General features: G+C 66.0%; 15 protein-coding genes and 1 pseudogene. 9 read left to right on the top strand and 7 right to left on the bottom strand.

All coding sequences use genetic code 11. From position 1 onward, the window contains the following. Positions 1-284: 284 nt before the first annotated feature. Entirely contained in the window at positions 285-1061 is a 777-nt protein-coding gene (locus LDH74_RS15030) for a hypothetical protein (protein WP_226039522.1), read from the bottom strand. A gap of 347 nt (positions 1062-1408) precedes the next feature. Continuing rightward, the gene (locus tag LDH74_RS15025) at positions 1409-2404 is read right to left on the bottom strand and encodes a radical SAM protein (RefSeq protein ID WP_226039521.1); all 996 of its coding nucleotides are present in this window, start codon (positions 2402-2404) and stop codon (positions 1409-1411) included. A gap of 150 nt (positions 2405-2554) precedes the next feature. Between LDH74_RS15025 and LDH74_RS15020 the strand changes: the two genes are divergently transcribed. Continuing rightward, the gene (locus LDH74_RS15020) at positions 2555-4534 is read left to right on the top strand and encodes a PAS domain S-box protein (RefSeq protein ID WP_226039520.1); all 1980 of its coding nucleotides are present in this window, start codon (positions 2555-2557) and stop codon (positions 4532-4534) included. 222 nt (positions 4535-4756) lie between these two features. Beyond that, the gene (locus LDH74_RS15015) at positions 4757-5872 is read left to right on the top strand and encodes a DUF373 family protein (RefSeq protein WP_226039519.1); all 1116 of its coding nucleotides are present in this window, start codon (positions 4757-4759) and stop codon (positions 5870-5872) included. 125 nt (positions 5873-5997) lie between these two features. Here LDH74_RS15015 and LDH74_RS15010 read toward each other — a convergent pair. From LDH74_RS15010 to LDH74_RS14995, 4 genes and pseudogenes are all read right to left on the bottom strand, one after another. Next, positions 5998-6117: pseudogene (locus tag LDH74_RS15010) on the bottom strand (amphi-Trp domain-containing protein); the annotation flags it as partial. A gap of 84 nt (positions 6118-6201) precedes the next feature. Further along, entirely contained in the window at positions 6202-7044 is an 843-nt protein-coding gene (locus tag LDH74_RS15005; RefSeq protein ID WP_226039518.1) for a polyprenyl synthetase family protein, read from the bottom strand. Between the two features lie 304 nt (positions 7045-7348). Continuing rightward, entirely contained in the window at positions 7349-8302 is a 954-nt protein-coding gene (locus tag LDH74_RS15000) for an electron transfer flavoprotein subunit alpha/FixB family protein (RefSeq protein WP_226039517.1), read from the bottom strand. Continuing rightward, entirely contained in the window at positions 8299-9090 is a 792-nt protein-coding gene (locus tag LDH74_RS14995) for an electron transfer flavoprotein subunit beta/FixA family protein (RefSeq protein ID WP_226039516.1), read from the bottom strand. The genes LDH74_RS15000 and LDH74_RS14995 overlap by 4 nt, the downstream gene beginning before the upstream one ends. A gap of 206 nt (positions 9091-9296) precedes the next feature. On the opposite strand from LDH74_RS14995, the gene LDH74_RS14990 reads away from it, so the two are divergent. The 6 genes from LDH74_RS14990 to LDH74_RS14965 all read left to right on the top strand — a co-directional run bounded on the left by LDH74_RS14990 (position 9297) and on the right by LDH74_RS14965 (position 16305). Continuing rightward, positions 9297-9815, top strand: a complete 519-nt coding sequence (locus LDH74_RS14990) for a TRAM domain-containing protein (RefSeq protein WP_226039515.1) — start codon at positions 9297-9299, stop codon at positions 9813-9815. A gap of 124 nt (positions 9816-9939) precedes the next feature. Further along, complete coding sequence (locus tag LDH74_RS14985) at positions 9940-11328, top strand: DUF4129 domain-containing protein (RefSeq protein WP_226039514.1); 1389 nt, start codon at positions 9940-9942, stop codon at positions 11326-11328. Next, a complete protein-coding gene (locus tag LDH74_RS14980; RefSeq protein WP_226039513.1) occupies positions 11321-12049 on the top strand; it encodes a hypothetical protein in 729 nt (242 codons plus the stop codon). Before LDH74_RS14985 ends, LDH74_RS14980 begins: the two co-directional genes overlap by 8 nt. After that, positions 12046-13491 carry a DUF58 domain-containing protein gene (locus LDH74_RS14975; protein WP_226039512.1) on the top strand — a complete coding sequence of 482 codons (1446 nt, stop codon included), beginning with the start codon at positions 12046-12048 and terminating at the stop codon, positions 13489-13491. Before LDH74_RS14980 ends, LDH74_RS14975 begins: the two co-directional genes overlap by 4 nt. Further along, complete coding sequence (locus LDH74_RS14970; RefSeq protein WP_226039511.1) at positions 13488-15215, top strand: hypothetical protein; 1728 nt, start codon at positions 13488-13490, stop codon at positions 15213-15215. The genes LDH74_RS14975 and LDH74_RS14970 overlap by 4 nt, the downstream gene beginning before the upstream one ends. Positions 15216-15312: 97 nt before the next feature. Beyond that, a complete protein-coding gene (locus tag LDH74_RS14965; protein ID WP_226039510.1) occupies positions 15313-16305 on the top strand; it encodes an MBL fold metallo-hydrolase in 993 nt (330 codons plus the stop codon). A 402-nt stretch (positions 16306-16707) separates the two neighbouring features. Here the strand turns inward: LDH74_RS14965 and LDH74_RS14960 are convergent, their stop codons facing one another. Continuing rightward, positions 16708-17661 carry an AAA family ATPase gene (locus LDH74_RS14960; protein ID WP_226039509.1) on the bottom strand — a complete coding sequence of 318 codons (954 nt, stop codon included), beginning with the start codon at positions 17659-17661 and terminating at the stop codon, positions 16708-16710. 100 nt (positions 17662-17761) lie between these two features. Between LDH74_RS14960 and LDH74_RS14955 the strand changes: the two genes are divergently transcribed. Next, positions 17762-18118 (top strand): hypothetical protein, encoded by a 357-nt coding sequence (locus LDH74_RS14955; protein ID WP_226039508.1) that lies wholly within the window; start codon positions 17762-17764, stop codon positions 18116-18118. The last annotated feature ends 56 nt before the right edge of the window (positions 18119-18174 follow it).

Here is an 18174-nt window from a genome sequence, read left to right as displayed (position 1 = left end):
TCTTCGGTCCGTTTGTTGGTGCTTAAACTGGCGACATCAGCAAGACTCAGGAGTCAGGAGATTCCACGTTATCTTCGGGATCATTGAATTACAGACATCGGATAGCTGTCACTCGAATTCAATTAGTCTTTCGAGAAACTGCTGAATGCCCGGCGGACCGAGGGAACAGCCTCCACCGGACGAGGCTATAGCAATGTCAGACGTCCGCTATCGGATCGTCCATGTTGCGCGTGCGAAACACGTCCCCGAAAGTCGCTCGAACCACTGTGTTGTCTATTTAGCGGTCAGTTTTCGGTTGTCTCCGAATCGGTGGACTCATCGGACTCGTTGTCAGTAGCCGAGTCGTTGGTCTCCGTCTCCGAATCTGTGGTATTGTCAGACTCGGCGTCAGTAGTCGAGTTGTCGGTCTCCGTCTCCGGATTGTACTCGATGTTCTTGCCCACGGAGGCGTAGATATCGTCCCAGTCCTTGTCCTCGTCCATCAGGTAGACCTCGACGGTCAGCGGACCGGCCCCGAACTCTTCGATCCCAGCGGGACGAACATCGATGTGGAACGTGCCGTTTTCTTCCATGCGGACCTCTCCGGTGCGTTCGATCAGCTTCTGCTTGTCTTCGTTGATCTTGACGAAGAAGTACGGCTCGCCCTCTACGTCACCGTGTTCCGGCGGATCGACGTTCTCCATGCTCGTGTTGGCGACGACCTCGAGGTTGAAGTTCGAGTAGCCGTCACCGCTCGCTGCGGGCTCTTTGTCGACGAACGTCATCGATTTGATCCGATCTCCGCGTTTGTTTTCCATCGGTCGGTTCGGTTCCTCCGGCGGGTTCCACTCCGCGCTCGCAGTGTCGTCTCCGCCGTCGGCGTCTCCGTCGTTCGCGTCTCCTTCGGACCCATCAGAATCGGCGGTGTCGTCGGATCCGTTCGCTCCCGTTTCGCTCTCGTTTAGCGACTCCGTATCATCTTCGCTCGACGGCTCATCCGCTTGTGACCCCCCGAGGCCGCTACACCCGGAGAGCGCGACGAGCAGTGCGACCGCGATAACAGCGACGGTTCGGAATTGCATCGTACCCCGTCGTACCCGGTCGGTTGCCATTATTACAACCCCGATAAGCGACAGCGACCCATTCGACGGAAGACGAGAGAGAACGGGTCCGTAACCGCCGTTTTCGTGCGTTGTACGCTGCGGAACGATCCTTAGGCTGTGCACAAACGGCGTGAGCCTGTTCGCTCGTGATCGCTTTCGACGAAAATAGCTGCGGAGTAGAACCCTTTTGCACTCTCGCTCACGGACGCCGGTTCACGTGACGCGTTCACACCGCATCGATCGACTGGCCGCGCGAGCGGTCCGCAGGAGGTCCGTCGGCCCGCGGCACGCTTTCTCGAGCAATAACTCGCTTCGGACTGCGATCCCTACGCGAGCGGCGTCCGCTCGACGACCTGCCCATCGTAGGTCGGATACTGCTCGACGATTTCACCCTCCTCGAGGTCTCCTTCCTCGATCATCTCTTCCAAGAGCCACCAGGCGACCTCGACGTGGTTCGTTTTGACGGTATAGAACTCCTCGGGGACGCCGAGTGTCTCGAGGCGCTCGGGGTCGGTGTAGGCCTTGCCGTAGACGAGCGTTCCGTCGTCGGTGACGTCGTCGAACTCGCGGCGGACGTTGCGGGCCATGCGTTTGAGCCGCCGGCGGTGCTGGGCCGCGTCTTTGAAGACGGAGGTACAGAAGTAGACCTTCTCGTGGTCGCCCATGGTCTCGAGGATCTCCTCGCGGGAACCGTCGACGGCGCTCATGTGATCCTCTTTGAGTTCGAAGCCCTGCTCTTGCATCCGGCGGTAGTTGCCGTCGCTCATCTCGAACTCGTTGACGTTACAGAACTCGGCGGCTCCCTCGTCGATCAACTCGAGGAACTCCTCCTCGGCGCGGATCCCGGGAATTTCGAAGGCAGGGGTCAGTCCCTCCTCGCGGGCGATGTAGAGGATGTCCTCCCACTCGGTGCCGTGGAGGTCGCCCCACTGTTCGTAGGGCGGGTGGAAGCGAATCTCGTCGAGACCGGCTTCCGAGAGGCGGCGCATGTTCTCGCGGCCGCCGGTGATGCCGGTGTAGAGGTGCGTGTGGTGGTCCTCGCCGAACTCGTCTTTGAGTAGCTCGAGGTAGTGACAGGTCCGGTCGAGGGCTTCCTGGGGCTCGCCGCCGGTGATCGACGTGCCCAGCGCGTCCATCCGGTGGGCCTCGGTGAGGACGTCCTCGTCGCTCTCGACGAGTCGCTCGTTGGCGTAGACGTCGGTGACGTTCTTGCGGTTCTCGCCGAGCGGGCAGTAAAAGCAGTCGCGCTGGTCGCAGTAACCGTAGACGAACAGCACCATCTTGCCGCCTTTCGCGCACTGCTCACAGCCCTTCGAGATCATTCGAGGGAACGTACCCGCCCGAGCCTCAAAAGCAGTGCGAATCCGCAGCGTCGCTGTGCCCCGTTGATCCATATCGTGGGTGCGGTGCGGTAGCACCGATGCGATCGGCCATACACTATTATACGTATCGTCCCTAATGATGGGTATCTGATGACTGGCGGGATCCACGTTCTCTGTGTCGACGACGACCCAGACATCCGCGAGCTAACCGCCACCGTTCTCGAGCGTCGCAACGACGACATCGACGTGAGAACCGCGCGAAGCGGCCGTGACGGGCTGGCCGTCTTCGACGAGAGTGCCGCGGAGCCCGATCGCGATGTCGACTGCGTCGTCAGCGACTACGACATGCCCGACATGGACGGGCTCGAGTTGCTCGTCGCGGTACGGGAGCGCGATCCGACGATGCCGTTCATTCTGTTTACCGGAAAGGGGTCCGAAACGATCGCGAGCGAAGCGATCTCGGCGGGCGTCACCGACTACCTCCAGAAGGGGACCAGCGACCAGTACACCGTGCTGGCGAACCGAATCGAAAACGCCGTCGAGAAACGTCGCGCCGACCGAGCGCGACGCGAGAGCGAACGCGAACTCGAGCAGTACCGCGTGCTCGTCGAGACGGCCTCCGATGCGATGTACGTCCTCGACGACGTGGGATGCGTGACTATCGCAAACGCCGCGTTTTGCGATCTCCTCGACGTCGACCACGACCGCGTCGTGGGCGGCCACATTTCGACGTTCATCAGTAGAGACTCGTTCGAGCGCGGTGTCAAGACGGTTCGCCACCTGTATTCCGGCGGCGGAGAGTCGGACTGCTTCGAATGCACTCTCGAGACCCACACCGACGAGCAGCGCGTCTACGAGGCCAACGTGTCCGTCATCACCGACGACACCGGCGAGTTTGCCGGCTCGACGGCGGTCATCCGCGACGTAACGTCGCGGAAACAACGCGAACGCGAACTCGCGCAGTACGAACGAATTATCGAGCTCGCACCGACTGCCCTCTTCATTCTCGACGCGGACGGGTCGATCGCCTGGTGTAACGACGAGTTCGCCGACGCGTTCGCCGAGGACAAGGCGGAGCTACTCGGAATGTCGTTTTCGGAACTCGTCGACCGTGGCTACTACGACGAGCAGGTGACGACAAAGTACGCCGAGGAGGTACGGAACCTCCTCTCCTCGGCGAGCGACTGCGACCGAGCGAAGTATCAGATTCGGTTTCGCTCGACCGACGGCGCGGTGCTCGTTCACGACGCCCACACCAAGTTGCTCCCGCTCGAGGACGGGGAGTTCGCCGGGACGATCCACGCCATCCGCGACATCACCCGTCGGCGTCACTACCGGCGCGAACTCGAGCGACAGAACGACCGGCTGGAGGAGTTCACCAGCCTCGTGAGCCACGACCTGCGCAATCCGCTGAACGTCGCCCAGGGTCACCTCGAACTGCTCGAGGAGCGGACCGACGGCCAACACGTCGACAAAATCCGGTGGTCGCTGTCGCGGATGGAGGAACTCGTCGACGGACTGCTCGAACTGGCCCGCCAGGGGAAGACGATCGGCGAGCAGGAGTGGTTCCCGCTCGCGCCGGCGACTCGGGAAGCGTGGTCGACCGTCGATACCGGCGACGCCCGCCTCGAGATCGACACGGATATCGAGATCTACGGTGACGAGGCGAGGATTCGAACGCTACTCGAGAACCTGTTTCGAAATGCCGTCGAGCATAGCTCGACAGGCGATCGACGCGGTTCCCGTGCTGACGACACCGGAGAACACGATACGGACGGCGACGACGACGAGACCGAACCCGTCGTCGTCACTGTCGGCTCGCTCGAGGCGGACGATTACGCTACCGGCGACGACACGCGTCCGAACGGGTTCTACGTCGAGGATACGGGACCGGGACTGCCACCCGATCGCGAGTCGCTGTTCGAGTTCGGGTATACGACCGCGGCGGACGGAACCGGACTCGGACTGGCGATCGTCGATGGGATCGTGACGGCCCACGACTGGTCGATCACGGCTCGAGACGGGTCGTCCGGCGGTGCACGTTTCGAGATCGATGGCGTCAGAACTGCTACTGCCGATGCTGACGGCGGCCCTGCGGTCGACGAGACCGAGACCGACAGTACCGGTTGAGTCGGCGGCCACTATTCGCCTCGGCTCCTGTTCGCTCGGCTGCTATTCAACCTGACCGCTGTTCGTTCACGGCGATCACGCTGGGCGATCGACTGACTCTCCACGCGGGACGGTTCGAATCGTCTTTCGTGGACCGGATCCCCTCATCGTCGAATCCGTCGCCCGTCTGATCTGTTCTCCGTCCCAGAAGACGGAAATACCGCGGCGTGCAACCACAACCCGATGCTGCTGGTCCTCTGTGTCGACCTCGACGACGATCTCGGCCGCAAGACCGGTTTCTCGACGCCGGTTATCGGTCGCGAGCCCGTCGAGGAAGCGGCCGTCGCCCTCGCGACCGCCGACCCGGAGGACTCGGACGTCAACGTCATCTTTCAGGGGTTGCACGTCTACGACGACCTCACCGAGCGCGACGAGAGCGTCGAGGTCGCCGTCGTCACCGGGAACGACCAGGGCGACGTCAGCGCCAACCGCGAGGTCGGCGACGAGGTCGACACCGTCCTCGCAAGCCTCTCGACCGGCGAGGACGTCACCGCGCTCGTCGTCACCGACGGGGCTCAGGACGAGTCCGTTATCCCGATCATTCGCTCGCGGGTTCCTATCGACGGCGTTCGGCGAGTCGTCGTTCGACAGGCGCAGAACCTCGAGTCGATGTACTACACGATCAAGCAAGTGCTGAACGACCCCGAAACGCGCGGAACGGTGCTCATTCCGCTGGGAATACTACTGTTGATCTATCCGCTCGCGCTGATCGGGACCTTCCTGAATCTGCCGGGGTTCGTGCTGGGAACGACATCGGCGCTGCTCGGGCTCTATCTCATCTCGCGCGGGCTCGGCCTTGGTGACCGGCTGGACGCGACCGTCGAACGCGCCCGACGCTCGCTGTACGCCGGACGAACGACCCTTCTCGCGTACGTCGTCGCCGCCGCGTTGTTCGTTCTCGGGGGCGTCAGCGGGATGGACTCGCTCGAGTCGGTCCGTCGATCGACGTCCGGCGACCTCGGAGTCCCTGTTATGCTCGCCGCGCTCGTCTACGGCTCGATCCACTGGTTCGCCGCCGCGGGGCTGACCACCAGCCTCGGTCAGATCACCGACGAGTATATCGCGGGATCGCTCGAGTGGCGATACCTCAACGCGCCGTTTTACGTGCTCTCGATCGCGATCGTTCTCCACGCGGTGAGCGCGTTCTTCCTCGACGACGTCGAAATCGCCTACCTCGCGGCGGCGCTGACGGCGGGGACGCTACTGGGAATCGTGAGCACGCTCACGTTCGCCGTGGCGGAATCGCGGTTTTCCGACTCGGATCGAGAGGAGGGGACGCGAGGGGCCGAGCGGGTCTGATCGTCACTCGGTCCACGAGAGTTCGAACTCGAGTTCGAAGCGCTTCTCGTCGGTTTCGGAGTCGGTCGTTCGCTCGATTCGACCTCGAACGTCGGTTCGCTGGGGACGGTAACCGTCCGGCTCCGTGTCTCGCTCTCCAGATCGATCGATCCGTCCTCGAACTGGTCGGAGACAGCGGTGAGCGTTTGCGAGATAGCGTCCCGGGATCGTCGCTCTTCGGTCTTGAAGAGTTGTCCGTCTGGCATCACGTGCGTTGGCGATCGCTACAGTCCTCAAACGTCACCACGACTCCAGCCGCTCGGGAGATATCACCGGCTTTTTCGGAGCGGTTATCGCTCGCGGTCGACGACGAACTCGGCCAGTTCGACCAGGTATTCTCGCGCGTCGGGATCGGTGATTTCGACCCGATCCAGGGCGTCGATCGCCCGATCAGCTTCGCTACGCGCGCGATCGTTCGCCTCCTCGGGCGTGAGCTTAGTCACCTGGACGACCGACGGCCGCTCGAGGGCGGCGTCGTGGCCGGTCGGTTTGCCCAGCGCCTCTGGATCGGCGACGGCGTCTAACACGTCGTCCCTGATCTGGAAGGCGACGCCGACCCGTTCGGCGTACTCGCCGAGCGCGTCGACGGTAACGGGGTCGGAATCGGCGGCGATCGCGCCGAGTTCCGCCGCGGCTCGAAACAGCGCGCCGGTCTTGCGCCGAGCGAGGGTCATGTACTCGTCCTCGTTCGCGGGTTCGGCCGACAGTTCGGTCGCCTCGCCGACGCCGAGTTCGACCATGGCGTCGGCGACGACCCGGGTCGCGTCCGGATCGGCGGAAAAGAGCGCGAACGCCTCGCCCAGTAGCCCGTCGCTCGTGATGATCGCCGGGCCGTGACCGAACTCGGCCCAGGCGCTGGTCGTCCCACGCCGCAGTTCGGAGCGGTCGATGATGTCGTCGACGACCAGCGATGCCGTGTGGACGAGTTCGATCCCGACGCCGAACTCCACGGCGTCCTCGGCCCGTCCGCCGACGGTTTCGCAGGCCAGCAACGTCACCACCGGTCGGACGCGCTTTCCCCCGGAGAGCGCGACGTGGCGAATTTCCTCGGAGAGCGTCTCGGGTTCGACCCCCTCGACCACCTCGATGAGACGCGTCTCGATCAGCGCCCGTCGGCGCTCCAGCAGTTCCATCACCCGGGCTTAGGATGCGGTGGAAAAGTAGCTAACGGATCCAGAACGATCCGTCTCCACCCACCTTTTTTCCGTTCGGGTCGCTCACGCTGTTCGCGACCACTCACGCAAAAAATCTGGACCAAAAAAGCCCGCGAGCGTCCATGACGCTCGGGGTACAACTGCTTAGCCCTCGAACTCTTCGATGAGTTCCGGCACGACGTCGAAGCGGCCAGTCCGACCTTTTTCCACTCGGGTTCGTTTCACTCACCCTCGTGCAAAAAATCTCGACCAAAAAAGGCCGCTCACTGCGTTCGCGGTACGATTACTGGAACTCTTCGATGAGTTCCGGCACGACGTCGAAGAGGTCGTCGACGATCGCGTAGTCGGCGATGTCCATGATCGGCGCGTTGGGGTCCGTGTTGATCGCGACGATCGTATCGGAGCCCTTCATGCCGGCGACGTGCTGGACTGCGCCGGAGATACCGATGGCGATGTAGACGTCGGGCGTGACGACCTTCCCGGACTGGCCGACCTGGCGGTTCTTGGGCAACCAGCCGTTGTCGACGATCGGTCGCGAGGAAGACAGCGTCGCACCGAGTGCGTCCGCCAGATCGCGGATCAGATCGAGGTTCTCCTCCTCCTCGATGCCGCGGCCGATCGAGACGAGGAGTTCGGCCTCGCTGATGTCGACGTCGCCGCCGCCGACCTCTTCGAAGCCGCTGACGGTCGAGCCGATTGCGTCCTCGTCGATGTCGGCGTCGAAGGCCTCGATCGACGCGTCGCCGGTGCCTTCGGCCTGGGGCCATTCGGCACTTCGGATCGTGACGACCGCGTCGCCCTCGAGTTCGTTGGTCGTCTCGACCTTCCCGCCGTACATCTCGCGGGTCGCGATCAGCGTCTCGCCGTCCGTCTCGAGGTCGATCGTGTCGGTGACGACGGGGAGATCGAGCTGGTTCGCGACGGCGGGCGCGTAATCGAGCCCGTTGACGCTGTTGGGCGTCAGGACGTACTGCGGGGCGAGTTCGTCGTAGAGCTGCGTGATCGCCTGCGTGTAGACGTCGTGGTTGAACTCCTCGCCGTGGGAGACGGTGTGGATGGTGTCGACGCCGTCACGGTTGAGCTTGTCGGCGAAGTCGTCGACGGTGCCGCTGATGACCGCGAGGTGAAGGTCGCCGCCGGTTTCGTCGGCGAGTTCGCGCCCGGCGGTGATGATCTCGTAGCTGACGTCGCGCAGGTCGCCGCGGCGGTGATCCGTGATCGCGAGAACGTCCGTCATTGTGCCACCCCCTTGTCGCGGAGGAGTTCACCCAGCTCCGAGGCCGTCTCCTCTGCGCTGCCCTCCCAGAACGTCGCGTCGCTCTCGCTTTCGGGCTCGTACATGGCCGTCATGGTGAGTTCGGATTCGATAGTGCTCTCGTCGACGCCGATGTCGGCCAGGGCCTTGACGTCGAGTTCTTTCCGCTGTGCCTGCCGGATGCCCCGAAGACTGGCGTAGCGAGGCTCGTTGATCCCCGTCTGGATCGTCAAAACGGCCGGCAGCTCGAGATCGGTGAGCTCCTCGACGCCGCCCTCGAGTTCGCGTCGCACGGAGGCGACGCCGTCGTCGAGATCGTGCTCGAGGTGGTTGACGACGGCTCCCCACTGGAAACCGAGGTTCTCGGCCACCGAAACGCCGGTCGCGGCGAAGCTGTCGTCGCCGGCCTGAACGCCGGTCAGCACGAGGTCGGGATCTTCCTCCTCGATGACGGCGCTGAGGATCTCCGTCTTGGCGTTGACGTCGAGCAGGTCAACTCCCTCGAGGGAGTCGTCCCAGACGCGGACGGCGCGGTCGGCGCCCTTCGCGAGGGCCTGTCGGATGGTCTGTTCGCAGTCCTCCGGACCGATGGTGACGGTGACGACCTCGTCGGCGATGCCGTCTTCCTGGAGCTGGACGGCCTCTTCGATCGCGTAGTCGTCCCACTCATTGAGATCGGCACCGAGGTACTGGTCCGCGATTTCGGTTCCCTCGATTTCGAACTCGTCTTCGACGGTCGCTACCTCTTTGACCGTAACGAGAATTTTCATCATCAATCACTGCAACGTCCATACCGTAAACCTTTTCGAAACCGCCCGTCACCCAGAAGCCGTTCAGTTACCATTTTTCAACTCTCATTCACGATACGTTATATCTGCAGTCGATTCTCCAACGGAGATCTACCAGCGTTTCGACCTCTCTCGTCCGCGATCCGGAAGACGGAAACGGTTTAACGCCACCACTGGTAGTGCCGATCATGGCAGACTGTCCACTCGCCGATGACTGCCCGGAATTCTCCGAACGGATCTCGGGAATGGGATGTCAACACTACGGTGACCGGGGTGGCAAGGAGTGGTGCAACCACTACAATCAGCCGATCGACGATCTCAAGACCCAGCCGGTCAAGTCGGGCGAGGAAGTCGTCATCGACGTCGTCGACATGCACGAAAGCGGCGCCGGCGTCGGCCGAACCGACGACGGATTCATCGTCATGGTCGACGGTATCTTACCGGAAGCCCGCGCTCGAGTCGAGATTACGCGGGTACACAGCAATCACGCACGAGCGGAGGAGCTGGAGATCCTGCCGATGGATCCCGACGACGACGACGCTGAAGCGGCGGACGCAGACGCGGATGCAGACGCAGACGCAGACGGAGACGAGGGCGCGGACACGGAAGACGATGCTGCGACCGACGCCGAAACCGGTGCGGACGACGCTGACGGCGGCCCGCAGCGCGAGCGACTCGGTAGCCGCGATAACTTCTGGGGCTCCTAACACACCGCCTCGAGTGGACAGTCGGCGCGGTGAATTCTCACGGAGTTCGGACGGCCGTTCGGGCGATGCTCGGTCCGATGGCAACAAGATGTAAATATCGATTCTGTTTACTGTACGGTAATCGATGGGGAGTGGATCTCGCGGTAGCCGTCAGTTACTCTCGGTTATCGCGCTCGTCTGTGCGATCGGTGGACTGGTTCTGGCAGCGGGGGCGTTGCCCACCCTCGCGTCGGACTCGCCGGCGAGCGGCATTTTCGAGGGTGCGGCCGACGGGCAGGCGTCCGGTGAAACGACCGCGTCATCGGCGGCCGCTGCCGGCAGCGCTGCGTCCGGCTCGAGCGGGATGTCGGGACTGGATTCCGGTCTCATAGCCAGTCTCGCGGACACTCCGCTCCTCGGCGGTCTACTCAGCAATCTGCTGGATGGCTCCGCGGGGACCCAGCCTCGTCCCGATGTCGACGACGCCTCGATGGACGCTCTCGAGGGGGGCGATGACGGCGGGATGCAGTCGGACGGAACGTCCGGCGAGACGGGATCGACGGACGGTTCGGGTGAAACCGGCTCGACTAATAGTTCAGGCGAGACGGGATCGACTGACGGCTCGGATGGAACCGATTCGACTGACGACTCGAGCGGGACGGATTCGACCGACGGAGGCGGTGAAACCGGCTCGAGCAGCGGGGGGACGGACGGCGGTCAATCGACCACCGAGGGAGAAGCCGGCGGGACCGACGGACAGACGTCCGCCGCGCGAGGCGAGGACGGATCCGACGCCGGTGCTGACGAGAGCGAAGCGGACGACGGGAGTGGCTCGGACGACTCGGACGGCGGCGACGACTCGTCGCTGACGGACTCCGTCTCCGACCGCGCAGTGACGGCCGGCCTCGTGGCGATCGCCGCGCTGATCGTCGGCTACGTGTTCTACACGCGCGAGGATCCGATCGGCACGCTGCTTTCGATCCCGGGACGGCTCGTTTCGCTCGCGCTGGCGGGCGTCGTCGCCTGTTCACAGGCCCTCGAGCGGGCGCTGGCCGCGCTGGGCGGCCTTCGTTCGATCGCGGACCTGCCGGGGCTCGTTCTCGCGGCGATTACGGACGCGATCCGCTCGGCGCGGACGCGCGCCCGGGAGGTCGGCTCGTCGGTGTCGACGTCGCTGTTCGGTGGTGCTGAAGGGGCGACCGATACCGACGCGGCCGTCGACACACAGACCAGTGCTCGCGAACGCATTCGGCGGGCGTTCGAGAGTGTCATCGACGCGTCGCCGATGTATCGAACCCGCGTCGCGACCGCGACCCCTGGAGACGTCGCCCGGAGCGCGACCGACGCCGGGGCACCCGGGGAACCGGTCGAGACGATCACCGACTCGTTCCGCGACGTGGAGTACGGCGACCGCGATCCGAACGCCTACCTCGAGCGGACGACGACCGCACACGATCGGCTCCGCGACGCGATGGAATCGGCCGACGAAACCGATGATGGCGGGAGCGACTCGTCGGGTGACCCCGATGAGTAGATCGCCGTCGACGACCGGGCTCGCGATCGTCACCGTCCTCGCGACGGTGTTGCTCGCCGTCGGTGCCACGGTGGTCGTTCAGCCGGCGCTGTTGCTCGAGCGGGTCCCCGAACTCGAGGCGGTGCTCTCGGCGCTCGATCCCGCGCACGTCGTGCTGGCGATGGCGCTCGTGCTCGTGGTGTTCGCACCGACGCTGGGGATCGCCGGTCGACTCCGGCCCTCGGCGACGTCGCCGCTGGTCGAACCGACGGCCGGTTCGGGTCTCGATCCGTCTCGGTTCGACGATCGGGCCACGCGCCAGCGGATCGTCGGCGAATCGTTCGATCGGTGGCTCGAGCTGGCCACGGCCTACGACGACGAGTCGCGGTCGACGCGCGAGGACGCCCGCCGACGGCTCGTCGAATCGCTGCGCCCCATCGCCGCGACCGCCTACGCGAACCGGGCCGGGCTGACCGAAGACGACGCGATGGCCGCGATCGAGGCCGGTTCGTGGACCGACGACCCCCGCGCGGCCGCCTTCCTCGGGGGCCCGGACGGCCCGTCGACGCCGCTGTGGCTCTGGCTGTTCGATCTCGTCAGCGCGGCCGATCCGGTCGTCCGGAGCCTCGAGCACGCGATCGACGAGATCGATCGGGTGCAGTCGACGCCGTCGATCGCGGCACCGGCGGCGACGTCGGCGACCGAGCGGACGGAGACGGCCGACACGGAGGGCACAGCGTGACGGACGCGATCCGCCAAGCGCGCTGGCACGGCGCGCTCGTCGTCACGCTGGTAACCGCGCTGCTCGCGGTCGTGCTCGGACTCCCGTCCCTGCTCTTCCTCGGCGTCGTGGCGCTCGGATTCGCCCTCGTCGGAGAGGTGAGTTCGGTTCCGGATCTCGACGGTGGCGAGGACGAAGCGGTTGCCGACGCCGACGCTCCCGATGACGCCCAAGCGGGTGCCGAGAGCGGCGGCGGTTCCGATGCCGGCCTGCGCCTCGAGCGGGCGCTCGATGACGCCCGCGTGCGACCGGGTCGGTCGGTGACGGTGACGCTGTCGGTGACGAACGAGAGCGACCGGGTCGCGTCGGACGTTCGCGTCGTCGATAACCCGCCCGCGGACGTGCCGGTAACGAGCGGCTCGCCCGCGTTTGCGACGGCCGTTCGGCCCGGTGAGACCGTCACCCACGAGTACGAACTCACGCCGCCGCGCGGGGAGTACGAGTTCGGAACGCCGACGGTCCGCTGTCGGTCGCTGTCGGCGACGGTGGTGACGACCGACGAGGTCGAACCCGCCGGCGAGACCGGGTTCACCTGCGAGACGCTGCTCGACTCGTTCCCGTTTCAGGATCGGACGATCCAGTACGTCGGCCAGACGCCGACCGACGACGGCGGGAGCGGCGTCGAGTTCTTCTCGACCCGGGAGTACCGCCGCGGCGATCCGATGAACCGGATCGACTGGCACCGCTTCGCCCGGACGGGCGATCTCGCGACCGTCGAATACCGCGAGGAGCGGGCGGTGACGATCGTGTTCGTGATCGACGACCGCGCGTCGGTGCATCGCGACGCCCCCGGCGGCGGGCCGGATTCGTTTGACCTGACGCTCTACGCCGCCTCCCGCGGCGTCGTCGCCTCGCTCGAGAACGGCAACCGAACCGGACTGGCGACGCTCTCCGGTGACACGTGGATCGAGCCCGGCGGCGGTTCCGACACCCGAAGCCGCGTCGAGGACGCGCTCGAGGACGCGGAGACGCAGTCGGCATCGGGGGCGGCCTCGCCCTCGGGAGCGGCGACCGATCGGCCGATCGCGGACGGCGGGGAGGGAATGACGGATTCCCGATCCGACGGCAGTTCGCTCGCGGTCGATCTCGAGCGACGGCTGCCCCAGCGCGCGCAGGTCGTCTTCTGTACGCCGCTGTCCGACGAGGGGGCGGTCGATCTCGTCGAGACGCTGCGGACTCGCGGGCGAGCGGTGACGGTCGTCTCGCCCGACGTGACGACCGGCGTGACGTCGACGGTCACGACCGGCATGCGGATCGCCGGCCTGCAGCGGGCCAACCGGGTCGACGCGCTCCGCGGGCTCGGGGCGACCGTCGTCGACTGGCAGCTCGAGGACCCGCTCTCGGTCGATCTGGCGCGGGCGTTCCGCGTCGGCTCCGGCCGATCCGGAGGTGGATCGCCGTGACGGGCGACGCGATCACCGGCTCGGCCGTCGGGAGCGATCGCGGCGGTCCAGATGCGCGCGACTCGAACGCAGCGGGATCGGCGGGAACGGCGACGGGATCGAACTCGAGGCGTTCGCTTGCGCTCGAGACCGGGAGAGAGACCCTCGAGTCGGGGATCAGCGGCCTTCGACGGGCGCTGCGCCGACCGACGGCGAGCGACGTGGCGATGCTCTGCTGTACGCTGACCGTCTGTATCGCGGTCGGAACGACGCTGGTCGGCCTCGAGCTGGCGGCGCTCGCGGTCGGTGCCGGACTGGCGGCGGCGGTGACGACCGCACTGCTGGCGAGCCGGCGACCGCTCGTCCGGGGAATCGGCGGGATCCTCGCGGTCCCGACCGCCGTTCTGGTCTCGTCGCCGGCCCTCCTCGCCGGCGCGCTCGCCCTGACCTCGTCCGGCGTCGGGCTGACCGCCGGCGCTGCGGTCTGGTCGCTCGTCGTCGCCGCGTTCGCCGCGGGGCTGGTCTCGTGGGAGCGGTTCGGACGCGGCGGCGTTCGGCGCGGTTCGACGGGGACGACCCTCGCCGCGATCGGGGTCGCCGCCGTCGCCGCCGCGCCGATCGTTCCGCGGGCCGACCTCCGCGCTCGCGCCGCGGCGGCCGTGACGGACACGGTCGGCCAGCTCTGGGCCGCTCTCGTCACCTCGCCGGCGCCGTGGACGGTGGTGTCGTTCGCCGGCCTGGTGCTCGTCGCCGCGTTCCTCTCTAGTCGCGCGCTCGCTGCGGTGCCCCTCGAGCGGTTCGTCCCGCCGGATCGACGCGACGCGCTCGCGACGGCCGTCGACGCCGTTCGCCGGGGGTGTTCGCTCTCGATTCGGGGGACGCTCGCGCTGGTGATCGCGGCCGTCGGTGCACCGCTCGCCGTCGATCGGCTCGAGGGGCCGACGGTGACGCCGGCCGACCTGCGGACGGAGCTACCGGCACCGGTCGGCGACGCCGTCGCGACGCTCGTCACGACCGCCGACCTCCGCGTTGCACTGTTCGCCCTCACGGGAATCGCGCTCTCGCTCCTCGTCCTCGAGCGGGCCCGTCGCGCGGCCGGTCGCGGCCCCGCCGTCGTGATCGCCCGGCTGATCGCGCCGATCGTCGGCGGCGCGCTCGTCGCGCTCGTGCTCGCACGGGCGCTCGCCGGGTCGGCGCTCGAGGCCGAGATCCGGACGACGCTGACGACGGGCCTCGGCGGGGTGGCACCGCCGTCGGTGCTCGAATTCCTGACTTCGGTTCCCGCCTTCGTGCTGGTGGCGATCGTGTTGATCCTCGCGTTGGGCTCGCTCTCCTCGCTGCTGTGGACCGTGACGATGTTGCGAGTGCTCCGCTTGCTTCCCCGGCGGGGGATCGCCGCCGCGCTCGCCGCGGGTTCGGTGTTCGCGCTGGCGATCGGCCTCGCGATCGTCGGCCGGCTCGAGCCGGCGATCTGGACGGCCGCGGCGGCGTTCGTCCTGTGGGACATCGGCGAGTACGCGGACGGAATCAGGACGGAACTCGGCCGCGATGCGGCGACGATGCGGGCGGAACTCGTCCACGTCGGCGGGACGGTGCTGTCGGGTGGCATCGTCGCCGGCGGGACCGTCGCCCTCTCCCGGTGGGGCGTGACAGACGTGTCGATCACCGACCCCGCCCTCGCGGCCGTCGCCGTGGGGGCGGGGCTGTTCGCGGTCGTCCTCGTGACGTGGTCACTTCGCGGCTAGGGACCGTGGCTCACCGATTCCAGTGGCGGTACCGCTCATCGACCCGTACCGTTCCGCTTCAGACAACGTTTTCTCGGTTCGCGTGAGATGTGGGTGCATGGAACGCATCTCGCTGTCGAACTCGGCGTTCGAGGGTGACAACAACGCTTATCTCTTCGCGAACGGAGCCGAAACGGTGCTGATCGATACCGGCGACTGGATGCCGACGACTCGGGAGCAACTCGAGGCGGCGTTCGCCGATCGGGGACTCGAACTCGGCGACGTCGACCGAATTTTTCTCACGCACTGGCACCACGACCATTGCGGACTGGCCGGCGAGATTCAGGCCGAAAGCGGTGCCGAGGTGTACGCACACGCCGCCGACGCGGCGCTCATCGAGGGCGACGAGGACGCTTGGGACGCGATGTACGACCGCCAGAAGCGTTACTTCGAGGAGTGGGGGATGCCCGAGGCCAAACAGGAGATCCTCCTCGAGCGGATGGTCCACGACGAGACGACCGTCGAGACGCCGACCGTCACCACCTTCGAGGGCGGCGAGACGTTCTCCGTCGACGGGACCGAACTCGAGGTCGTTCACACGCCCGGCCACGCGGCCGGCCTCAGCATGTTCGAGGCGGAGATCGACGGGTGGCGGGTGGTCTTCTCCGGCGATACGCTCCTGCCGGTATATACGCCGAACGTCGGCGGCGCGGACGTCCGCGTCGACCGGCCGCTCGAAAAGTACCTCCGTGCGCTGCGAGGAATGGTCGAGGCCGACTACGACCGCGCGTGGCCGGGCCACCGCGATCCGATCGACGACCCCACCGGGCGGGCGCAGTACATCATCGATCACCACGAGGAGCGCTCCTGGCGGGTGCTCGACGCCCTCGACCGAACGGGGCCCTGTGATACGTGGACCGTTAGTGCAGAGCTGTTCGGCGAACTCGATAGCATCCACATCCTCCACGGCCCCGGAGAGTCTTACGCCCACCTCGAGCACTTAGAGCGCGAGGGATCCGTCGTCCGCGAGGGGAACGAGTACCGGCTCGCCGACGGCGTTTCGGACGAGCTCGCGGGGCTCGAGGCGGAGCGCTGGCCCCTCGAGTACTGAGCCGTCGCCGTTTTTGGTCGATCCTTTTCGCCTCATCACTAGCTCGATGTGCTTACTGAGTAGAGCGTTCGGTAGTGAGTTCGATGTACAAAGTGTCCTGCTACCGTGGCAACAGGGAATAGCCACGCCCTCCCCAGCCGATTCGCTCACTCACTCCGTTCGTTCGCTCATCCCTCGCACGGCTTCAGGCCGCGGCTCTCAATCCGTTCGCGGTTCCCTCCGGTCACCGCTCACAGTATCGAGGCCTTCACTCCGTTCAGGCCTCGCAATTCGCCGCGGCCCAGCGCGCGCCACCACATGCCGGCTGACTGGTCTGGTGTGAGACGTGGCTCCCTTGTATTGAACACTCGACGGTCATACGAGCGGAGATGTGGCGGTCGCGAAGGGTGTCGTCGGTGCCGCTCAGTCTCTCATCGAGGGAACCGGCACGCTGTTCAGCGCGCCCTCGACGATCGAACGGGGGTCGACGTCGCGGACGTCCGCCTCCGTCGTCAGGACGATGCGGTGGTCCAGTACGGGGTGGACGACCGCGTGGACGTCCTCCGGAGCGACGTAATCGCGGCTCGCGATCGTCGCTCGAGCGCGACTCGCCTCGAATAGTCGCTGGAGGCCGCGCGGTGAGATACCGACTTCGACGCGCTCGTCCTCGCGAGTCGCCCGGCAGACGTCGACGAGGTACGCCCGGATCTCGGGGTCGACGCCGACCGATTCGGGAACGGTCTGGAGATCGAGTACCGCGTCGCGGTCGACGACGCTGCCGACGTCGGGCGTCCGGGTCTTTCGGTTCGCCCGTCGCTCGAGGAGTTCGAGTTCGCCGTCGCGGTCGGGGTACCCGATCGTCGTCTTGACCATGAAGCGGTCGACCTGTGCCTCCGGCAGCGGGAAGGTCCCCTCCTGCTCGACGGGATTTTGCGTCGCGATGACGAAGAACGGGTCCGGAAGCTCGCGCGTCTCGCCGCCGATCGAGACCTGTTTCTCGCCCATCGCTTCCAGCAGGGCGGCCTGGGTCTTGGGCGGCGCGCGGTTGATTTCGTCGGCCAGCACCACGTTCGCGAAGATCGGCCCCTCCTCGAACTCGAACTCGCCGGCCTGCTCGTCGTAGATGTGGGTGCCGGTGATGTCGGCCGGCAGCAGATCGGGCGTAAACTGAATCCGCTTGAACTCGAGGTCGAGCGCCGTCGCGAGGGTCCGCGCCGTCAGAGTTTTCCCGGTCCCGGGCACGTCCTCGAGGAGGACGTGGCCCCCTCCGACGATGGCCGTGAGAATCGTCTCGAAGCGCTGCTGGTCGCCGATGACTGCGGTCTGAATCTCCGAGAGGACGTCCTGAGAGGTCTCGGCGGCCGCGGAAACGTTCATGCTCGCCGTCTGTCTCCCGACCACTATATACGGTTCGGCCAACACGACGAGCCGGATTCGATACCGAGAAGTATTTACTCATAACTGAGTTAGGGCGTGTATGATGTGGCAAGACCTGATCTTCCTGGCCGGCAGCGTCCTCTCGATCGTCTTCCTCGCACCGACGGTGCGCGACGTGACCGCGAACATCCCGCTCGCCTCGAGCGTTCCGTCGATGACGATCGGCGCGGTCTACGCCGTCACGTACGCGACGATGGGAATGCGCTTCTCTGCGGTCGGCTCGCTCGGCGTCGCGGTAATGTGGTCGCTGATCGTTTCCTACCGCTCGCCGGGACCGCACGACGGTCCCGCGAACGTCGGTCGATTCGTCCGCTCGCTGCTCCGGCAGGCGCGTCGCTCCGGGACCGAGACGGCGACCGAAAACGAGTACACCGCACCCGGCCAATCGGCCGACTAACGACCGGCGTCGGGATTCGCTCCGTCCTCTTCCGAGTGCCGATCGATCTCGGCCGC

It is taken from the genome of Natrinema sp. DC36, assembly GCF_020405225.1.
Classification (GTDB): domain Archaea; phylum Halobacteriota; class Halobacteria; order Halobacteriales; family Natrialbaceae; genus Natrinema.
Note: the sequence above shows the minus strand (reverse complement) of the source record. Positions and strands in the feature narration are given on the sequence as shown.

Excerpts from the sequence above, each read along its gene's own strand:
- LDH74_RS15030 (WP_226039522.1), bottom strand. The coding sequence starts at position 1,061 with ATGCAATTCCGAACCGTCGCTGTTATCGCGGTCGCACTGCTCGTCGCG.
- LDH74_RS15025 (WP_226039521.1), bottom strand. The coding sequence starts at position 2,404 with ATGATCTCGAAGGGCTGTGAGCAGTGCGCGAAAGGCGGCAAGATGGTG.
- LDH74_RS15020 (WP_226039520.1), top strand. The coding sequence starts at position 2,555 with ATGACTGGCGGGATCCACGTTCTCTGTGTCGACGACGACCCAGACATC.
- LDH74_RS15015 (WP_226039519.1), top strand. The coding sequence starts at position 4,757 with ATGCTGCTGGTCCTCTGTGTCGACCTCGACGACGATCTCGGCCGCAAG.
- LDH74_RS15005 (WP_226039518.1), bottom strand. The coding sequence starts at position 7,044 with ATGGAACTGCTGGAGCGCCGACGGGCGCTGATCGAGACGCGTCTCATC.
- LDH74_RS15000 (WP_226039517.1), bottom strand. The coding sequence starts at position 8,302 with ATGACGGACGTTCTCGCGATCACGGATCACCGCCGCGGCGACCTGCGC.
- LDH74_RS14995 (WP_226039516.1), bottom strand. The coding sequence starts at position 9,090 with ATGAAAATTCTCGTTACGGTCAAAGAGGTAGCGACCGTCGAAGACGAG.
- LDH74_RS14990 (WP_226039515.1), top strand. The coding sequence starts at position 9,297 with ATGGCAGACTGTCCACTCGCCGATGACTGCCCGGAATTCTCCGAACGG.
- LDH74_RS14985 (WP_226039514.1), top strand. The coding sequence starts at position 9,940 with ATGGGGAGTGGATCTCGCGGTAGCCGTCAGTTACTCTCGGTTATCGCG.
- LDH74_RS14980 (WP_226039513.1), top strand. The coding sequence starts at position 11,321 with ATGAGTAGATCGCCGTCGACGACCGGGCTCGCGATCGTCACCGTCCTC.
- LDH74_RS14965 (WP_226039510.1), top strand. The coding sequence starts at position 15,313 with ATGGAACGCATCTCGCTGTCGAACTCGGCGTTCGAGGGTGACAACAAC.
- LDH74_RS14960 (WP_226039509.1), bottom strand. The coding sequence starts at position 17,661 with ATGAACGTTTCCGCGGCCGCCGAGACCTCTCAGGACGTCCTCTCGGAG.
- LDH74_RS14955 (WP_226039508.1), top strand. The coding sequence starts at position 17,762 with ATGATGTGGCAAGACCTGATCTTCCTGGCCGGCAGCGTCCTCTCGATC.